This window comes from Pantoea sp. X-Soil-ISGK-355 (genome assembly GCF_059730805.1).
Genome location: NZ_AP035972.1, coordinates 476,623 through 494,528, shown reverse-complemented (window position 1 = coordinate 494,528; position 17,906 = coordinate 476,623). Strand labels below are relative to the sequence as shown.

The window sequence follows — 17,906 nt, the reverse complement described above, 5'->3', positions numbered from 1 at the left end:
TCCAGGGTTAGTTGATTACAATAAGCACCAGGCATAATGGCCAATTTTTTCATATTAAAAAAGGCGCTTAATGAGCGCCAGACGAGCCTATGTATTAACCCAATAATTAATTTTTAATGGCGACTCAGATTCCAATCTCATTTTTAACCCATGCTCGCGCTTTTTTGACCGTCTCTAATGGCGGTGCTTTTACCGGGTCTTGTTCTGCTTCAATAATTATCCAACCATTATAATTTGATTGCTTCAGAAAATTAATTACTGGCGTGTAATCGACGATGCCATCTCCAGGAATGGTGAACAGACCGTTTCTGACAGCATTATTAAAGCTCCAATCATTGTTGATCACATTATTTAATACATCTCCACGCACATCCTTCATATGGATATGTGCCACCCGGTTGCCGTAGTTTTCCAGCACCCAGCTAATGTCTATGCCAGCGGTTGTCGCATGGCCACAATCCAGCACGATACCTACTACATCATCAGTCGCTTCCAGGAATGCTTTCAACTCATCGTTAGTTTCTACAATCATCATCAAATGATGATGGTAAGCGAGACGCAAGCCGTAAGTTTTCAACAGTGACGCAGCCAGACTATTTACCTTCTGCGCATACTGCTCAAGATTGATGCTCCCTAAAGCTGGAGACAGCGATAATGGCTCATCCAGAGGAGAATTGCCTGGCATAACACCGCACTCACCATAAACCATTACTTTCGCCCCAAGAGACTTGAGAAGTAATGCGTGATTGTGAACAGCTTCAAGCTCTTCCTCGACGCTACGCTCAGCAAGAAATCCGTTAAACCAGCCGGATGCCAGCTTGAGCTTTGCGTTGGAGAGAATCGGCTGGAGTGTATTAATTGTTCCCGGGAATTTACGCCCCAACTCAATCCCTTCATAACCAGCTGCTGCGGCTTCTTCCAGGCAGGTTTCTAGCGGGATATCGCCGCCGAGATCTTCCAGTACATCATTGGTCCAGGACAGTGGACTCACTCCAACAAGAATACGCGTTGATACGCTCATATTTTTATCCTTCAAAATAAAAAGCACCGCTCCCGATGAGCTGCGAAGCGATGCTAACCAGGTCCTGCGAGGCTCGGGGGGCAGGGATTACAGGGTGAACGCTTCGCGGAAAGCGTCCAGCGCCGCCACAGAATCACCTGATGCCCAACCTTCCAGTGCTACCACGCCGTGGTAGTTGATGCCCTGCAGCGCCCGGGCAACGGCTTTGTAGTTGATCTCTCCCGTTCCCGGCTCCTTACGGCCCGGCACGTCAGCGACCTGGATTTCACCAATGTGCTTCTCGCTTTTCTGAATCAGCTCAATCAGGTTTCCTTCACCAATCTGCGCGTGATAAATATCAAGGTTCATCTTCAGGTATGGGCTGTTCACTGCGGCAACCAGCGCAAGCGTATCGTCTGCTTTGGCGAAAGGCGTACCCGGATGGTCAACGGCCGTATTCAGGTTCTCCAGAGTGAACACCTTGCCGGCTTGCTCGCCCAGTTTTGCAAGCGCATCCAGCGTTTTCTTCGCCTTCAGCCACATGTCACCGGTTACTACTTCAACTGGTTTCACAGGCAGGCCGACATTGTTCAAACCGGTTCCGTGCAGGTTCAGTGACGGACAGCCAAGACGACAGGCAACCTCAATTGACTCGCTGGCACTGGAAAGCAGCTGTGCAATCTCTTCGTCGTCGGTCAGGTTTCCTGAGATATAGCCGGTCATTGAAGTAATGCGGGCACCGGTTTTCACCAGCGCTTCGATGTCTTTCTGGGTCCAGTCCCAGATTTCCACGCCGAAGCCCATGGCGTGAAGGCGTTCCACGCGCTCAATGAAAGGCAGTTCGAGGAACACCATTTCAGCGCATACGGATAATGAATAGTCAGACATGAGTAATCCTTACAGAGTGATCGGCTGAGACTGCTGAACAGATGCAATACATGCCAGCGCAATTTCCAACGCGTTGCGAGCATCTTCGCCCGTTGCCTTCGGGGTTTCACCGGTCGCAACACAACGCACGAAGTCGGTCAGCTCTGCTACATAGGCATCACGCAGCAGATCGGTATCGCGGCGTGCAGTATCGATTGAGATACCCTCAGCGGTGTACCGCACGCAGTTGTTCACGTTCATATTGCCAGCCTGCAGCATCCCTTTGCTGCCGAACACTTCACCACGCACGTCGTAGCCATATACTGCCTGGAAATTAGCTTCAGCAGTAGCTATTGCGCCGTTATCAAAACGAATGTTCACTACGGCGGTGTCCAGCAATCCACGGTCTTTAAAATCAGGACGAACTAAAGCATCGGCAACAGCATAAACCTGGGTAGGTTTCGCCCCCGGGTTCATGTGAAGCAGGATGTCGAAGTCGTGGATAAGGGTTTCCAGGAAAATGGTCCAGTGTGGGATTGGAGCAGGATCGCCCAGGCCTGGATCGCGTGTGGTTGAACGCAGCAGCTGCGGCACACCAATTTTACCTGCTTTGATTTCTTCGTAAGCAGCAGCAAAACCGCTCACGAAGCGACGGTTGAAGCCAACCTGCAGCGTAACACCGGCTTCTTCAGCGGCGTTGATTGCCTTATCTGCCTCTTCCAGAGTCACAGCCATTGGCTTCTCACAGAAAACGCCTTTACTCGCCTTTGCTGCTGCTACAATCAGCTCAGCGTGAGTACGCGCTGGCGATGCTATAACGACTGCGTCGATGTCAGGGTCATTCAGCATTGCCTGCGGGTCGGTATAGGATTTTTGTGCGCCCAGTTTAGCGGCCAGTTTCTCTGCGGCGCCTGGAACAGGATCTGCAACTGCTACTAAAGTGGCACCTGGAATACGTTGAGCAACCGTTTCACCATGAAAACTGCCCATACGACCTGCGCCAATCAGACCAACGCGCACAATATTTTTTAAAGACATGTGACTCTCCTCAATATGTAGGGTATTTAAGGCTTACTTTTGGGATACCGATTCTGGTGTAACGAGCGGTTGCTGCTCATGTCCAAAACGACGGGATTTAGAAAGCATCAGCGGTTCGATGTGCTCCAGCGATACACCTTTTGTCTCAGGCAGGAAGCGGCCAACGAACCAGAAAGCGATGACGCTGAACCCGCCGCATAGCAGCAGCGGGAAGGCGCCGTGGAAATGCTCCATCAGTGCCGGACTGCGGTTCATCATTGGAAAGCTCTGAGTAACGATGAAGTTTGAAATCCACAGGGAACAGAAGGCATAGCCCATCGCTACAGCACGCATACGGTTCGGGAAGATTTCTGATATCAGCAGCCAGGCACCGAGGCTCCATGACAAGCCGAATACAAAGATAAATCCCACTAAGCCAACCACCGGCAGGTAACCTTTGGCTTCGTTCATGAAGGCCCAGGAAGTGAAGAACAGGAAGGCAGCGCAACCTAAAGCACCCCAGCGAAGTAACGGAATACGGCCCACGCGGTCAAACGCAACCAACGCAATACTGACACCCGCTAACAAAGCCAGACCCAGAAAAATGCTTTGAAACAGAGAGTCCTGTGTATTACCCGTCACGTTCTGCAGTAGTGATGGTGCGAAATACATCAGGATATTGATGCCGGAAACCTGCTGAAGCACGGCAACGGCACAACCGATCCACAGAATATAAGATGCCTTTTTGTCCTTAAGGATGCCGCGCTGCGATGGCGCACTGGTTGAGGCGGAATCAACATCAATAGAACTACGGATCTCGGCGTATAAGCGTTCAGCATGTGCTGCGTTGGAAAGAGAGGTCAGCACCTTGAGTGATTTCTCTTTTCTGTTATGCATCGCATACCAGCGTGGCGATTCTGGCATAAAGAAGGCCATCACCAGGAACAGGACGCAGGGAACCAGTGCTGACGCCAGCATCCAGCGCCAGCCCATCGATACAATCCATTCGTGAGCCGCCCCTTTGGCAATCAGATAGTTCACCACGTAAACCACCAGTTGGCCGCTCACCATCAGCATCTGCTGCATACCCAGCATGCGCCCACGCAGATCTTTCGGAGACACCTCGGCGATGTAGAGTGGAGTAACGGCAGAGGCCATTCCCACGGCCAGACCGCCAATCATGCGATAGATAACGAACCAGGTAAGGTCATTGGCGAGAGCCGCGCCGACTGCTGAAATGGCAAACAGAACTGCAGTAATGATTAATGTCGCTTTACGGCCAATATGGTCAGTAAGGCGCCCGACACCCCAGGCACCAATAACACATCCCAAAATAACGTTAGAAACCGCCCATCCACTTTCAGCAGGCGTGAGCGATAAATGTTCAGTCAGTGGTTCGATAACGCCTGAAATAACAGAGGCGTCATAGCCAAGAATGATCCCGCTGACTGATGCGATGGCACAGATGAAAATGAGGTAAGGCACATTATGCTTTCGTGTAGACATTTCAATATTTCTCCACGGTGGTTTTTATGATTTGTATTTGTAGGTAAGACCTTTCTGGTTAGCAATGAATGTGCCAACTCACACATCGCTGTTTTATATGGGAATAAAAAAAGATGACGATCACAAAGTGTTTATAAAAAGGACATGTCTCCATAACATGTCTATAGAATGGACATATTCAAAATATTAGATAATGAAACGTATGAACCATAAAAACGAAAAAACGTGGGACGAGGAATGGGAGCTGATCGCCAGGCTGAACCATGCGCAGAAATTTGACGAATACATAGAAGAACTGGGGATAGCCTGGAAAGCTTTCGAGCAGGGAAATGTACCGAAAGGCTTACGCCCGGCTGTTCACGCATCATGGATACGTAGCCATGAAGAAGGTATTGATGCCTATCGCTTCGAATACCAGTTATGCGCAGAGCACGAACTTCGCAGAGTCATGACACGGAACTCGGCATTAATCGCCATAGCGCGCGATATCATGCGTAATCTGCTCGCCTATAATCCTGATGGTCACATCAATCTGACTGACGCTAATGGTGTAACGATGCACTATTGTGGCCAGGATTTAACGCCAGTAGGCAGTATTCTCAGCGAGGCAATATCCGGTACCAACTGCACCGGTCGCTGCATTAAAGAGAACAAACTGGTCTATATGCTGAGCGCAGAAAATTATAAAGAAGCGCTGCGTATTCGTGGCAAACACTGCGCTGCGGCTCCCATCCGGGATGAAAATGGCGTTATGCTGGGCGTGCTGACATTAACTGCCAATCCTGGCTATTTTCACTACCATACTCTGGGAACCGTTCAGGCTGCTGCAGAGGCAATTTCACAGCAGCTGATTTTGCGTCATTTAGTAAATGAGCAGGAATCAGTAATGGAATCGCTGAATGAAGGCGTTCTGGTTGTCAGTGAGAGAGGCACAATTCGGCAGTTAAACCGCTATGCCCGCCAGATATTAGGTATACAGGAAGATGTCCGCTTCCGTGATGCTGATGAAGTATTCATGCCGGATGATTGTTCATTCAGAGCGCTGCCAGCCTGTAAAGATCGCAACATTACTCTTTCTCCTGGCCCTGTTTCGCGTATCACATGTGTGATTTCCGTTGTTATCACACCTGAAGGTGGCCGCGTCATTTCTATGCGTGATAACCGCCGTATACGTGATATGACGCGTCGTGTTATTGGCAGTAGTGCCAGCTATACCTTTGACATGATTCTCGGCCAGTCACGCATAATGCAGGATACGCGTAATAAAGCACGTAACGCTGGACGCAGTGATAGTACTGTACTGCTTACAGGCGAAAGCGGTACCGGCAAGGAGCTATTTGCTCAGTCCATCCATAATGGCAGTAATCGCAATGCCGGTCCGTTCCTTGCTGTTAACTGTGGCGCAATCCCTCGTGATCTTGTGCTGAGCGAACTGTTTGGCTATGAGGATGGCGCGTTCACCGGTTCAAGACGTGGTGGCTCAGCGGGTAAATTTGAACTGGCAGATGGAGGAACGCTGTTCCTTGATGAAATCGGTGATATGCCGCTCGATGCGCAAGCCAGTTTGTTGAGAGTACTGCAGGAAGGTGAAGTGACGCGCATCGGCGGGAAGCAACCACTAAAAGTCAATGTGCGTATTGTTGCTGCAACCAATCGCGATCTGAAAAGAGATATTGATAATGGCTCATTCCGTCGTGATCTCTATTTTCGCCTGAACGTGATCAGTCTGCCCATTCCACCTTTGCGGGTCAGAAAAGAAGATATCAAAGAGCTGGCTGACTGGTTCTGCGAAAAAATATGCCGCGCACTCAATCGTGAACGCGCATTACTTTCCGGTTCGGCGCTGCAGATGATGGAAAACTATGACTGGCCCGGAAATGTGCGTGAACTGGAAAATATTGTTGAACGAACCATCAACCTGACCGAAACGGACGATATCAGTGATAAAGATCTACCTGAGGAGCTTCGTCTGTCCGCCTGTGCCATTTCCGATATACCAGGCGAGAGCGTGAAAAGTTTTAGTCTGAAGGATGGCGAGAAGACGCTAATAGAACTCTGTCTGATGGAAAAAAAGGGCAATATGCGTCAGGTTGCCATCGCGCTGAATCTTTCACGCGGTGCGCTGTATAACAAAATGAAGCGTTACGGGATTGAACCCGATAATTACCGCAGGTTATGTCATGATGTCTGAATCAGCTGTAACAGACCGGAAAAACGTCCGCCTTTGGTACTGAGCGGACATCGGCTCCGTCCCGGGTCTGAGATATGCCGTAAGAGAGCGTTTGCCACGCACAGAGATCATCGGGCAGTCATCTGATAAAGAACAGGATTCTGACTTCAAAACACCCTGATTCTAAGCGCATTCGATTTCCCGGCCTCGTTCTCTGATCCTGCATCCTGGCTTTACCCTCAAATGGACAACGCAGGGACAAATCAGGACAACATACGGGCAGCGTATGGAACCCATCAACGCTCTCAGCTATTCATGACGTTAAATCATGTCTGTTGAGGGAGAAAAGATGAACTTTTATCGCAGTAAAGCATTTACCGGCTCTAAAGCCTGGGATGCTCAACACATTGCCAGCTTCGATAATATCAGCGTGAAACTTCACTGGACCGATCAACCCTATAGATGGCACATCAATGACGGACAGGAGGTTTTTGCTGTTATGGATGGGTGTGTTGAGATGCAATACAAAGAAAACGGTGATATCAAAAGCAGGACACTCAACACAGGTGATATTTTCTATGCCAGCGAAGGGACAGAACACATTGCGCGTCCACAGGGCGTCGCCCGCGTGTTGGTCATTGAAAAAGAGGGTTCCGTTTAATCAAGGTCTGCTCCGTTAACCGGTAAAGCCGGATGTCAGTGTTTGCTTTGGCCATCAGTAATACCAGCCAGCTACCCGCAGGCTGGCGTGAACGGGATAATCTTGCAGGAAACGGCAGACCAGACCTATGTTTGCCAGGGGCAGGCTGTCGATGTCATATCCAGCCTGCCAGATTTATAAAACCTCAGGCCGCGCGCACCTGCGGCATCGCAATATCTGCGCTGATACGTGCGCCGTCGGCATCAAACACCATGCAGTGGTGCGGATGGAAGCTGGGACGCAGCGTCTGATAAGGGCGGAAATGCACATCGCCCGGCAGCAGCATCTTAAAGCCGTCGTGGCCGTGGCTCTGACCAAACAGATAGGTATTATTGCCGAGCCGTTCCACAACCTCGCAGTGGAAGTCGATATTCAGAGGCGCATCGCCGTTGATCTGCAACTGTTCCGGCCGGATACCCAGGGTGATCTCATCTCCTGACTGCAGCTGGCGGATGGGTGAGGGGAGTTGCAGCCGGTGTTCGCCGTCATTGATCAGGGCGACCAGCCCGCCAGGGCCACACTGCTCTACACGCGCGGGCAGGAAGTTCATCTTCGGCGAGCCGATAAAACCCGCAACGAAGCGGTTGATCGGGTTGTAGTAGAGTTCCATCGGCGAACCGACCTGTTCCACCTTGCCGTAGTTCATCACCACAATCTTATCGGCCAGCGTCATCGCCTCCGTCTGATCGTGCGTCACATAAACCATGGTGGTTTTCAGCTCCTGATGAAGCTTAGCGATGTGCAGCCGCATATCGACACGCAGCTCTGCATCCAGGTTCGACAGTGGCTCATCAAACATAAACACCCGGGGATTACGCACAATCGCGCGACCAATGGCGACACGCTGACGCTGTCCGCCGGAAAGCTGCTTAGGTTTACGATCCAGTAGTTGCACCAGCTGCAGCGTCTTCGCCACCATTTCAACCTGATGCTGAATCTGCGCTTTTGGCAGCCCGTTGACCTTCAGGCCGTAACCGATATTCTCCGCTACCGTCATATGGGGATAGAGCGCGTAAGACTGAAACACCATCGCCACCCCACGATGCGAAGGTGCGACATCATTCATCACCTCATCGCCAATCAGAATCTCACCGTCACTGATCTCTTCCAGTCCGGCAATCAGCCTCAGCAGCGTGGATTTTCCGCAGCCTGATGGACCGACGAATACTGCAAACTCACCAGCTTCAATATCGAGTGCGATATTTTTTAGCGTTTCTGTTTTACCAAAGCGTTTGGTGACATTTCTCAATCTGATGCTGGACATGCTGAACCTCATGGCAAAGAGTCTGGTGGTTAAAATGTATGACGTATAACAGTGGGTCAGATTCCACGTCAGGCCTGATGGTGCCTGCATTGACTATAACGTTCCGTCCGGGCACGCCCTATCGCTGTTTTTGATTTCTGTAATACCGATCACACATTGGTGCAAACGGGCTGGAGCGCAGCACCTGTTCCGCGTAGCGTATGACTCAAATGCGATACGTTACTCATACTTCATATGCACAATCAGCATGTGTTTATAAAAAGAACATCAGCAAATGGCAGCTAAAAATGTCATACCTTCACACGAGGCCGGTAATGAAAATCAAAATCAGCGTTACGCTACTCCTCTCAGCATTGATGCTTAATCAATCCGTCTGGGCCGCTCAGCAACTCACCGTCTGGGAAGACATTAAGAAATCGGACGGCATCAAAACGGCGATCGCCGATTTTCAGAAACAGTTCGGCATTGACGTAAAAGTGCAGGAGATGCCGTTTGCGCAGCAGATTGAAAAGCTGCGTCTGGATGGCCCGGCCGGAATTGGCCCGGATGTGCTGGTGATCCCAAACGACCAGCTCGGCAGCGCGGTAGTGCAGGGCTTGCTGGCTCCGCTGAAAATCGATGCGGCAGAGCAGAGCGCTTATACGCCTTCGGCAATGGCCGCGTTCACACAGAATAACGTGGTCTACGGCGTGCCTAAGGCGGTTGAAACCCTGGTGCTGATCTACAACAAAGATCTGCTGCCCGCGCCGCTGAAAACGCTGGATGAGTATCGCGCGTTCTCGCAGAAGCAGCGCGAGGCAAAACAGTATGGCCTGCTGGCGAAGTTTGACCAGATTTACTACAGCTGGGGCGTGATGGCACCAACGGGGTCTTACATTTTTGGTAAAGACGCAAAAGGCGTGATTAACACCAACGATATCGGGCTGAACACCCCTGGTAGCGTGGAAGCGGTGACCTATCTCAGGCGCTTCTTCAGCGAAGGATTGTTGCCTGGCGGCATCATGGGCGACAACGGCCTGAATGCCATCGACTCGCTGTTTACCGAGAAGAAAGCGGCGGCGGTGATCAACGGGCCATGGGCGTTCCAGCCTTATCAGGCTGCCGGGATCAACTACGGCGTGGCACCCCTGCCATTGCTGCCTAACGGCAAACCGATGAGCTCTTTCCTGGGCGTGAAAGGCTATGTGGTGTCGACATGGAGTAAAGATCAGGCGCTGGCGCAGAAGTTCCTGACCTTTATCAACCAGCCGCAGTATGTGAAAGAGCGCTATCAGAAAACTCAGGAGATCCCACCGGTTACTGCGCTGATGAACGATCCGATTATCAAAGATGATGAGAAAGCCAACGCGGTTGCGGTGCAGGCGGCGCGAGCCTCAGCCATGCCGGGCGTGCCGGAGATGCAGGAAGTGTGGGGCCCGGCCAATGCGGCGCTGGAGCTGAGCGTTTCCGGCAAGCAGGAGCCAAAAGCGGCGCTGGATAACGCGGTGAAACAGATCACCATGCAGATTGAAGCGATGCAGGCCAGCAACCAGTAATGCTGGTTCACGGGATAACCGTACAGGATAAGGATCAGAGTGTGGCTATATCTTCCGATGAACATCTGGTGACCGCTAAGCGTCCGCGTCGTCATGCGACGACCGGTGCGTTGCTGGCACTGCTGCCTGGCTTCGGCCAGTTTTATCACCGCCAGTGGGCGAAAGGCTTGTGCTTTCTGATTCTGCTCAGCAGTTTTACCGGCGTCTTCCACGATTTTCTGCGAGAAGGATTCTGGGGGCTATACACGCTGGGTGAATCGGTGCCGCGCGATAACTCCATTTTCCTGCTGGCGGAGGGAATTATCAGCGTGCTGATCGCCGCCTTTGGCGTGGCGGTCTGGGGATTGTCGGTGCGCGATGCCTGGGTCAATGGCGTTAAGCGCGACAGGGGGCAACCCCTTAACAGCGTGCGTCAGCAGTATCAGCTGCTGCTGCGCGACGGCTTCCCCTACCTGATGATTTCGCCGGGGTTTATTCTGCTGGTTTTCGTGGTGGTGTTTCCGATTCTTTTTGGTTTTGCCATCGCCTTCACAAACTACAACCTCTATCACACGCCGCCGGCGAAGCTGGTGGACTGGGTAGGATTCAAAAACTTCATCAACATTTTTACGCTGTCGATCTGGCGTTCCACCTTCTTCGATGTGCTGCAGTGGACGGTGGTCTGGACGCTGCTGGCGACCACACTGCAGTGTACCGTCGGCGTGATGCTGGCGATTCTGGTCAATCAGAAGGACCTGCGCTTTAAGCCGCTGATCCGCACCATCTTTATCCTGCCGTGGGCAGTGCCGGGTTTTGTCACCATTCTGGTCTTCGCCGGGATGTTCAACGACAGCTTTGGAGTGATCAACAACGCCATTCTCGACTTCTTTGGCATTGCACCGAAAGCCTGGATGACCGATCCATTCTGGACCAAAACCGCGCTGATTATGATGCAGACCTGGCTCGGCTTCCCGTTTGTGTTTGCGATGACCACCGGGGTGCTGCAGGCGATCCCGGACGATCTCTATGAGGCGGCGATCATGGACGGTGCCAGCGCCTGGACGCGGCTGAAAACCATCACGCTGCCGCTGGTGCTCTACGCCATTGCGCCGATCATCATCACGCAATACACCTTCAACTTTAATAATTTCAACATCATCTATCTGTTTAACAACGGCGGTCCGGCGGTGGCGGGGTCGAATGCCGGAGGCACCGATATTCTGGTGTCGTGGATCTACAAGCTCACCATGTCGTCGTCGCAATATGCTATCGCCGCCACGATTACCATTCTGCTGTCGATTTTCGTGGTAGGTCTGGCGCTGTGGCAGTTCCGCGCGACCCGGTCGTTTAAACAAGATGAGATGGCGTAAGGGAGCAGTTATGGCGAAGTCCGGCAGTATTAAACGCGAAAGGTGGATACGCCTGTCGCTGACCTGGCTGGTGGTGCTGGCCGTCTCGGCCATCATTATCTATCCGCTGGTCTGGACGGTAGGAGCATCACTGAATGCAGGTAACAGCCTGCTCAGCAGTTCGATCATTCCGGAGAATGCATCGCTTCAGCATTATCGCGACCTGTTTAACGGCACGGTGCCTTACCTGACCTGGTACTGGAATTCGATGAAAATCAGTTTCCTGACCATGGTGCTGACATTAATCAGCGTCAGCTGTACCGCTTACGCTTTTTCCCGTTTTCGGTTTAAGGGACGGCAGAATGGACTGATGCTGTTTCTGCTGCTGCAGATGATCCCGCAGTTTTCAGCGCTGATCGCGATCTTCGTCCTGTCGCAGCTGCTGGGATTAATCAACAGCCACCTGGCGCTGGTGCTGATCTACGTTGGCGGGATGATCCCGATGAACACGTATCTGATGAAGGGCTATCTCGATTCGATACCCAAAGATCTCGATGAGTCAGCGCGCATGGATGGCGCGGGCAACTTCCGCATCTTTGTTGAGATCATCATGCCGCTGTCGAAGCCGATTCTGGCGGTCGTTGCGCTGTTCTCGTTCACGGGGCCGCTGGGCGATTTCATTCTCTCCAGCACCATTCTGCGCACGCCGGAACAGTTCACGCTGCCGATTGGACTCTACAATCTGGTGTCGCAAAAAATGGGTGCCAGTTACACCACCTATGCGGCCGGAGCCGTGCTGATCGCTGTGCCGGTAGCCGTGTTCTATCTGGCTCTGCAAAAATACTTCGTCTCTGGCCTGGCTTCAGGCAGTACTAAAGGATAAATCATGACGCCCAAAACATTGATTCTCGCCCTGGCGCTGGCCTGGGCGACGCCGCTGCTTGCCGCCGATAAGCCTGCCATCGGCTCTGCCGGGCCGTGGCCCGCCGATTTTATCAAAGGTGCGGACATCTCTTCACTGGCAGAGCTGGAGAAGCAGGGCGCGAAATTCTACAACGCGGACAACCAGCAGCAGGATGCTATCGCCATTCTGAAAGCCAGCGGCATCAACACTATCCGGCTGCGGTTGTGGGTCGATCCCACTGACGGCAGCGGTCACACCTACGGTGGTGGCGGCAACGATCTGGCGACTACGCTGGCGCTGGCGAAGCGGGTTAAAGCAGCGGGCCTGAAGTTGCTGCTGGATATTCACTACAGCGACTTCTGGACCGATCCGGGCAAGCAGTTCAAGCCCAAAGCCTGGCAGTCACTGACCTTTTCGCAGCTGGAAACGCAGGTGCATGACTACACCCGCGACACCATCGCCCGCTTTAAAGCAGATGGCGTCATGCCGGATATCGTGCAGATTGGCAACGAGCTTAACGGCGGCATGCTCTGGCCGGAAGGCAAGAGCTGGGGCCAGAACGGCGGCGAGTTTGATCGGCTGGCCGGCCTGCTGAAGGCGGGCATCAGCGGGTTGCGCGAGAACCTCAGCGATCCGCATCAGGTGAAGATCATGCTGCATCTGGCCGAGGGTACTAAAAACGATACCTTCCGCTGGTGGTTCGATGAAATCGTTAAGCGTGATGTGCCGTTCGATGTGATCGGTCTGTCGATGTACACCTACTGGAACGGCCCGATTAGCGCTCTGAAAGCCAACATGGATGATATCTCCCGGCGCTATGACAAAGACGTGATGGTGGTGGAAGCCGCCTATGGCTACACGCTGGAAAACTGCGACAACGCTGAGAACAGTTTCCAGGCAAAAGAGGAGCAGGCAGGCGGCTATCCCGGCACGGTCGCGGGTCAGGCGGCCTATCTGCATGACCTGATTAAAGCGGTGCTGGCAGTGCCGGACCATCGCGGCAAGGGTGTGGTCTACTGGGAACCGGCGTGGATCCCCGCGCCCGGCAATACCTGGGCTACGCCCGCCGGCATGAAATATATCCACGACGAATGGAAACAGGGTAACGCCCGCGAGAACCAGGCACTGTTTGACTGTCACGGCAAGGCGCTGCCTTCGCTACAGGTTTTTCATTAACTATCAGCACTAACGCTGATCTCTTCCTCTGAGGACCAGGTATGAATAAATTTCCCCCGCTGAGCGCCCGGGTTAACCGGCTGCTGCATGGTGCTGACTACAATCCGGAACAGTGGGCGCACCAGCCGGGCATTATTGATGACGACGTCGCGATGATGAAGCAGGCGAACTGCAACGTGATGTCGGTGGGTATTTTCAGCTGGGCGAAGCTGGAGCCGGAAGAGGGGCGCTATGAGTTTGGCTGGCTGGATGAGGTGATCGATACGCTCTGGCTGCAGGGGATTTCCGTGTTTCTCGCCACACCGAGCGGGGCAAGGCCGGCCTGGATGTCGCAGGCGTATCCTGAGGTGTTGCGCGTGGGGCGCGATCGCGTACCTGCCCTGCACGGTGGCCGTCATAACCACTGTATGACCTCGCCGGTTTATCGCCAGAAAGTGCAGGCGATGAATAGCCGCCTGGCCGCGCGTTACGCGCATCATCCGGCGGTGGTCGGCTGGCATATCTCTAATGAGTATGGTGGCGAATGTCATTGCGATCGCTGTCAGCAGGCCTTTCGCGGCTGGCTGCAGCGTCGTTATGAGACGCTGGAGAAGCTGAATCTCGCCTGGTGGAGTGACTTCTGGAGTCATACCTACACAGACTGGTCACAGATTGTGTCGCCTGCGCCGCAGGGCGAGATGTCGATTCATGGTCTGAATCTGGACTGGCGGCGATTTATGACCGATCAGGTGACTGACTTCTGTCGGGAGGAGATTAAGCCGCTGAAACAGGCCAATCCCGATCTGCCCGCGACCACTAATTTCATGGAATATTTCTACGACTACGATTACTGGAAGCTTGCACCGGCGCTCGATTTTATCTCCTGGGATAGCTACCCGATGTGGCATAACGAGAAGGATGAGACCACGCTCGCCTGTTATACCGCGATGTACCATGATTTGATGCGCACCCTGAAGCAGGGCAAGCCGTTTGTATTGATGGAGTCGACGCCTGGCTCAACGAACTGGCAGCCGACCAGTAAACTGAAGAAGCCGGGGATGCATATTCTCTCTTCGCTGCAGGCAGTGGCGCATGGTGCGGACGCGGTGCAATATTTTCAGTGGCGCAAGAGTCGGGGATCGGTCGAGAAGTTTCACGGCGCGGTGGTTGATCATGTCGGCCATATTGATACGCGAACAGGGCGTGAAGTGAGTGAGCTGGGCCGGATGCTGGCGGCCATGACGCCGGTAATGGGCAGTCGGGTTGAGGCGCGCGTCGCGATTATTTTCGACTGGGAGAGTCGCTGGGCAATGGATAACGCGCAGGGCCCACGCAATCTTGGTCTGCACTATGAGCGTACGGTAAACGAGCACTACCGCGCGTTCTGGGAGCAGGGTGTTGCGGTAGAGGTGATTAACGGCGACAGCGATCTCAGCGGTTACGATCTGGTGATAGCGCCAATGCTGTATATGGTACGCGACGGTTTTGCGGCGCGGGTTGAGCAGCATGTTGAGCGGGGCGGGCATTTCGTGGCCAGTTACTGGAGCGGCATCGTGAATGAGAGCGATCTCTGTTATCTGGGAGGATTCCCTGGGCCGTTGCGGCCGCTGCTCGGCATCTGGTCAGAAGAGATCGACAGTCTGACCGATGAGGAGTTTAACGGCGTGCGCGGGGTGCGCGGCAATGAGCTGGGTCTGAGCGGGCCATATCAGGCGCGGGAGCTTTGCGAGCATATTCATCTCGAAGGGGCCACGGCGCTGGCCAGTTACGAGAGTGATTTTTATGCCGGAACCCCGGCGGTGACGGTGAATCGGGTTGGTCAGGGTAAAGCCTGGTATATTGCGTCACGTAATGATCTGCCGTTCCATCGGGATTTTTATGGTGCGCTGATTAAGCAGCTTGGGTTACCGCGTGCGCTGGCGACTGAGCTGCCGCCAGGCGTTGTCGTTCAGCGGCGAACTGATGGTGAACAGGCATTTCTGTTTGTGCAGAACTTTACCGGTCAGACGCAGCAGGTCTCGTTGCCTGTCGGGGTGAGTGATTTGATTGATGGCTCGGGTGTGGGGGAATTGCTGACGCTTGGGCCATGGGGATGTCGGGTTCTGAGTGGGCCAATGGAGTAGGGGGGGAGTACAGGCTCAGGAGTTAATTCATTGGCGATTGCTGGCAGTCTGAGCACTGGCTCAGGGGGCATATGCCTTCCGTAAAGACGCAAAAGACGGCATCCATGTCCGCTCAGCAGGGGCAATTACGCATCTCATCCCTGAGGTGCGCCCGTTAGCGGGCCAACGCATCGCGTTGTTCAAAAACGCTTCCGGCGTTTTTATCCGGGCGGTGTGATGCTTTGCTACAGGCATATGCCCCCATCGCTTATGGATTGGGAGCTGTCTGTTGGAAGGTCTGCATATAACTGTTGATATAGAGCAGGTTTTAAGAGGCTGATTGCAGGATAGGCGCAGGAAGCGTGTATATTCTGTGAGCAGCCCCAGGCATTCTGCCCCGCGTTTTCGTTTATCACTCGTGAGTGGCGGGCAGTTGCCCGCCTTTTTATTATCTGAAGGAGAACCACATGTTGAGTCTCAAATCGTTTAAGCAATATTTCAGTCGGCAGCCGCTGACGGTGGAAGAGCTTGAGGTAGACAGCGCGCTACTGGAGCGTCTGGTCAACTGTTTTGGCGGACGTGACAATATTCAGCAGGTGGATGCCTGTTTAACCCGGCTGCGGGTGAAGGTGACATCGCTGAAAGCGGTGGATACGGCGGGATTGCAGAAGGCGGGGGCGATTGGCGTGGTGATTCTGGGGCATGAGGTGCATGCGATCTTTGGTAAGCAGTCCGACCAGCTGCGTCAGCTGCTGGAAGAACGTTTCTTTAAACCGGAGTAACAGACGCCCGAGAAATATGAATAAAAAAATGGATAACCGTCGCCGGTTATCCAAATAAGCCCCTGCATAAGAGCTCAATAATGATCACAATGAGGAGATTGCGCGGTTACCACCAGGCTTCAACCTGTACGCCGAAGTTCCAGGTGTTATTACTGGTGTTGTCTTTGAAGCTGTGTCCATCCTCTGAGTCATTCAGGTAAGAGGCAAACAGTCGAAGTTCCGGACGAGACATAAATTCGGGACCGGCTGCCAGACCCAGCGCCAGCGTATATTTCTGTCCTGCCGCTTTATAGTCGCTGCCCACTTTGTTTTCATCTTTCTGCCAGAAGCTACCGACTTCACCGATGCCGCGGACATACTGCGTAAACTGATACTGACCACGCCCCACCAGCGACAGCAGGGTACTTTTGCGGGTCTGTGCGGTGACATCGTCCGCCGATCCCCAGGTAAAGACCTGATTCAGTGAGAACTTGTCGGTGATCGGGAGCAGACCGGTGTTAATCACGCGGTAGCCGGTGGCGTTTTGAGTATCATTCCACATGTCATACCAGCCGCCGCCCTGCGAAATCATGTTCTGCGCCAGACCTTTGTTGGCGTACTGGAACACCAGCTTCTGGTAGCCGCCCCACATGTCCTGACTGATTTCACTGGTGAGCATGACGCCGTTATCTGCGTCATACAGGCCACCATATTCTTTCTGTTTGTTGGTGGTGTTTGGCATGGCGTAATCAATACCAAATTCGGTCCAGGCGCCGTTCCAGGGTTTCCAGCCGGCATAGCGAAGATCGAGGTAGTTAATGTTGACGTCGTTGTCGCCATCGACGCGGTAATCCACGTCATTCGCATCGCCACGAATCCAGGCAAAGGAGATAGCGCCCGGACCCAGCGTGTAGTTTTCGATACCGGCACCTGAACCCGAGATGTTCCAGTACTTGGTATCAATGATGTGCAGATCGTGACGCTGGTAGTAGCGTTTACCGCCCCAGATCACCGCATCTTTATCACCCGGCACCAGTCCTTTGATCTGCAGGTTGAGCTGACGCAGGCCAAATTGCGCATCGTCGCCGAAGGTAGTTTCGTTATCGTTTGAGCCGTCGGAGAACATACTGACCATGGTGTCGACGTAAAAACTGACGTCATCCTTTTTGTAGACTTCGCTGCCCAGCTCAACCTCGCCATAAGTGTCGGCTTCATTGCCGAGACGGCCAACCTTGTTCTTTTGATACTCTTCAATACCGCCATCCTGTGATACGCCAACGCCACCACGCAGATAGCCATGAAAATCGATGTTGTCGATGGCGGCATAGAGCGTCGGGGAGGTCAGGGCCGCAGCAAGCGCCACAGCAGCAGTACGTAACCTTGTTTCCATGTTATCCTCAGTTTTTATTTGTAATACGTTCACATGACAGCGGCAGTAAACGCTTTTTGTCAGATGAGTGACAAATAAAATCGCGATAATGTGTGATTTACTGCAAATAAAATGGCGGAATCTGTAACGATTAGTGAATCAGATCACCAAATTTTACGATGTGAAGGTATTACTTTTATTTTTTATTCGCGCAATGTGACTGCGGTA

General features: G+C 52.9%; 14 protein-coding genes. 8 read left to right on the top strand and 6 right to left on the bottom strand.

The window, feature by feature from the left end; genetic code table 11:
* Nucleotides 1–124 precede the first annotated feature (124 nt).
* From iolE to AC6I8J_RS20975, 4 genes are all read right to left on the bottom strand, one after another.
* Nucleotides 125–1,021 carry a myo-inosose-2 dehydratase gene (iolE, locus tag AC6I8J_RS20990; RefSeq protein ID WP_161736716.1) on the bottom strand — a complete coding sequence of 299 codons (897 nt, stop codon included), beginning with the start codon at nucleotides 1,019–1,021 and terminating at the stop codon, nucleotides 125–127.
* Nucleotides 1,022–1,108: 87 nt separating this feature from the next.
* Nucleotides 1,109–1,888 (bottom strand): TIM barrel protein, encoded by a 780-nt coding sequence (locus tag AC6I8J_RS20985; protein WP_161736715.1) that lies wholly within the window; start codon nucleotides 1,886–1,888, stop codon nucleotides 1,109–1,111.
* Nucleotides 1,889–1,897: 9 nt separating this feature from the next.
* Nucleotides 1,898–2,905, bottom strand: a complete 1,008-nt coding sequence (locus tag AC6I8J_RS20980) for a Gfo/Idh/MocA family oxidoreductase (protein WP_497825814.1) — start codon at nucleotides 2,903–2,905, stop codon at nucleotides 1,898–1,900.
* A gap of 33 nt (nucleotides 2,906–2,938) precedes the next feature.
* Nucleotides 2,939–4,390, bottom strand: coding sequence for a sugar porter family MFS transporter (locus AC6I8J_RS20975; protein WP_161736713.1), 1,452 nt, complete (start codon nucleotides 4,388–4,390; stop codon nucleotides 2,939–2,941).
* A 202-nt stretch (nucleotides 4,391–4,592) separates the two neighbouring features.
* Between AC6I8J_RS20975 and AC6I8J_RS20970 the strand changes: the two genes are divergently transcribed.
* On the top strand, nucleotides 4,593–6,581 hold the full coding sequence (locus tag AC6I8J_RS20970; RefSeq protein ID WP_260058711.1) for a sigma-54-dependent Fis family transcriptional regulator: 1,989 nt from the start codon (nucleotides 4,593–4,595) through the stop codon (nucleotides 6,579–6,581).
* Between the two features lie 328 nt (nucleotides 6,582–6,909).
* Nucleotides 6,910–7,221, top strand: a complete 312-nt coding sequence (locus tag AC6I8J_RS20965) for a cupin domain-containing protein (RefSeq protein WP_260058712.1) — start codon at nucleotides 6,910–6,912, stop codon at nucleotides 7,219–7,221.
* Between the two features lie 184 nt (nucleotides 7,222–7,405).
* On the opposite strand, the gene AC6I8J_RS20960 is transcribed toward AC6I8J_RS20965, so the two are convergent.
* Nucleotides 7,406–8,524, bottom strand: a complete 1,119-nt coding sequence (locus tag AC6I8J_RS20960; RefSeq protein WP_497825813.1) for an ABC transporter ATP-binding protein — start codon at nucleotides 8,522–8,524, stop codon at nucleotides 7,406–7,408.
* A 314-nt stretch (nucleotides 8,525–8,838) separates the two neighbouring features.
* On the opposite strand from AC6I8J_RS20960, the gene AC6I8J_RS20955 reads away from it, so the two are divergent.
* The 6 genes from AC6I8J_RS20955 (at nucleotide 8,839) to AC6I8J_RS20930 (ending at nucleotide 16,330) form a co-directional block, all read left to right on the top strand.
* Complete coding sequence (locus AC6I8J_RS20955) at nucleotides 8,839–10,059, top strand: extracellular solute-binding protein (RefSeq protein WP_222925548.1); 1,221 nt, start codon at nucleotides 8,839–8,841, stop codon at nucleotides 10,057–10,059.
* The gene (locus tag AC6I8J_RS20950; RefSeq protein WP_202605113.1) at nucleotides 10,059–11,408 is read left to right on the top strand and encodes a carbohydrate ABC transporter permease; all 1,350 of its coding nucleotides are present in this window, start codon (nucleotides 10,059–10,061) and stop codon (nucleotides 11,406–11,408) included. Before AC6I8J_RS20955 ends, AC6I8J_RS20950 begins: the two co-directional genes overlap by 1 nt.
* 10 nt (nucleotides 11,409–11,418) lie before the next feature.
* Nucleotides 11,419–12,270 carry a sugar ABC transporter permease gene (locus AC6I8J_RS20945; RefSeq protein WP_033786803.1) on the top strand — a complete coding sequence of 284 codons (852 nt, stop codon included), beginning with the start codon at nucleotides 11,419–11,421 and terminating at the stop codon, nucleotides 12,268–12,270.
* A 3-nt stretch (nucleotides 12,271–12,273) separates the two neighbouring features.
* Entirely contained in the window at nucleotides 12,274–13,467 is a 1,194-nt protein-coding gene (locus tag AC6I8J_RS20940; RefSeq protein WP_497825812.1) for a glycoside hydrolase family 53 protein, read from the top strand.
* A 41-nt stretch (nucleotides 13,468–13,508) separates the two neighbouring features.
* The gene (locus AC6I8J_RS20935; RefSeq protein ID WP_497825811.1) at nucleotides 13,509–15,569 is read left to right on the top strand and encodes a beta-galactosidase; all 2,061 of its coding nucleotides are present in this window, start codon (nucleotides 13,509–13,511) and stop codon (nucleotides 15,567–15,569) included.
* A 446-nt stretch (nucleotides 15,570–16,015) separates the two neighbouring features.
* The gene (locus tag AC6I8J_RS20930) at nucleotides 16,016–16,330 is read left to right on the top strand and encodes a PTS sugar transporter subunit IIB (protein ID WP_150015418.1); all 315 of its coding nucleotides are present in this window, start codon (nucleotides 16,016–16,018) and stop codon (nucleotides 16,328–16,330) included.
* Between the two features lie 106 nt (nucleotides 16,331–16,436).
* On the opposite strand, the gene AC6I8J_RS20925 is transcribed toward AC6I8J_RS20930, so the two are convergent.
* A complete protein-coding gene (locus tag AC6I8J_RS20925; protein WP_253417792.1) occupies nucleotides 16,437–17,699 on the bottom strand; it encodes a maltoporin in 1,263 nt (420 codons plus the stop codon).
* Between the last annotated feature and the right edge of the window lie 207 nt (nucleotides 17,700–17,906).

Bases quoted from the DNA above. Each gene is read 5' to 3' on its own strand.
- iolE (WP_161736716.1), bottom strand. From the start codon at position 1,021: ATGAGCGTATCAACGCGTATTCTTGTTGGAGTGAGTCCACTGTCCTGG.
- AC6I8J_RS20985 (WP_161736715.1), bottom strand. From the start codon at position 1,888: ATGTCTGACTATTCATTATCCGTATGCGCTGAAATGGTGTTCCTCGAA.
- AC6I8J_RS20980 (WP_497825814.1), bottom strand. From the start codon at position 2,905: ATGTCTTTAAAAAATATTGTGCGCGTTGGTCTGATTGGCGCAGGTCGT.
- AC6I8J_RS20975 (WP_161736713.1), bottom strand. From the start codon at position 4,390: ATGTCTACACGAAAGCATAATGTGCCTTACCTCATTTTCATCTGTGCC.
- AC6I8J_RS20970 (WP_260058711.1), top strand. From the start codon at position 4,593: ATGAACCATAAAAACGAAAAAACGTGGGACGAGGAATGGGAGCTGATC.
- AC6I8J_RS20965 (WP_260058712.1), top strand. From the start codon at position 6,910: ATGAACTTTTATCGCAGTAAAGCATTTACCGGCTCTAAAGCCTGGGAT.
- AC6I8J_RS20960 (WP_497825813.1), bottom strand. From the start codon at position 8,524: ATGTCCAGCATCAGATTGAGAAATGTCACCAAACGCTTTGGTAAAACA.
- AC6I8J_RS20955 (WP_222925548.1), top strand. From the start codon at position 8,839: ATGAAAATCAAAATCAGCGTTACGCTACTCCTCTCAGCATTGATGCTT.
- AC6I8J_RS20950 (WP_202605113.1), top strand. From the start codon at position 10,059: ATGCTGGTTCACGGGATAACCGTACAGGATAAGGATCAGAGTGTGGCT.
- AC6I8J_RS20945 (WP_033786803.1), top strand. From the start codon at position 11,419: ATGGCGAAGTCCGGCAGTATTAAACGCGAAAGGTGGATACGCCTGTCG.
- AC6I8J_RS20940 (WP_497825812.1), top strand. From the start codon at position 12,274: ATGACGCCCAAAACATTGATTCTCGCCCTGGCGCTGGCCTGGGCGACG.
- AC6I8J_RS20935 (WP_497825811.1), top strand. From the start codon at position 13,509: ATGAATAAATTTCCCCCGCTGAGCGCCCGGGTTAACCGGCTGCTGCAT.
- AC6I8J_RS20930 (WP_150015418.1), top strand. From the start codon at position 16,016: ATGTTGAGTCTCAAATCGTTTAAGCAATATTTCAGTCGGCAGCCGCTG.
- AC6I8J_RS20925 (WP_253417792.1), bottom strand. From the start codon at position 17,699: ATGGAAACAAGGTTACGTACTGCTGCTGTGGCGCTTGCTGCGGCCCTG.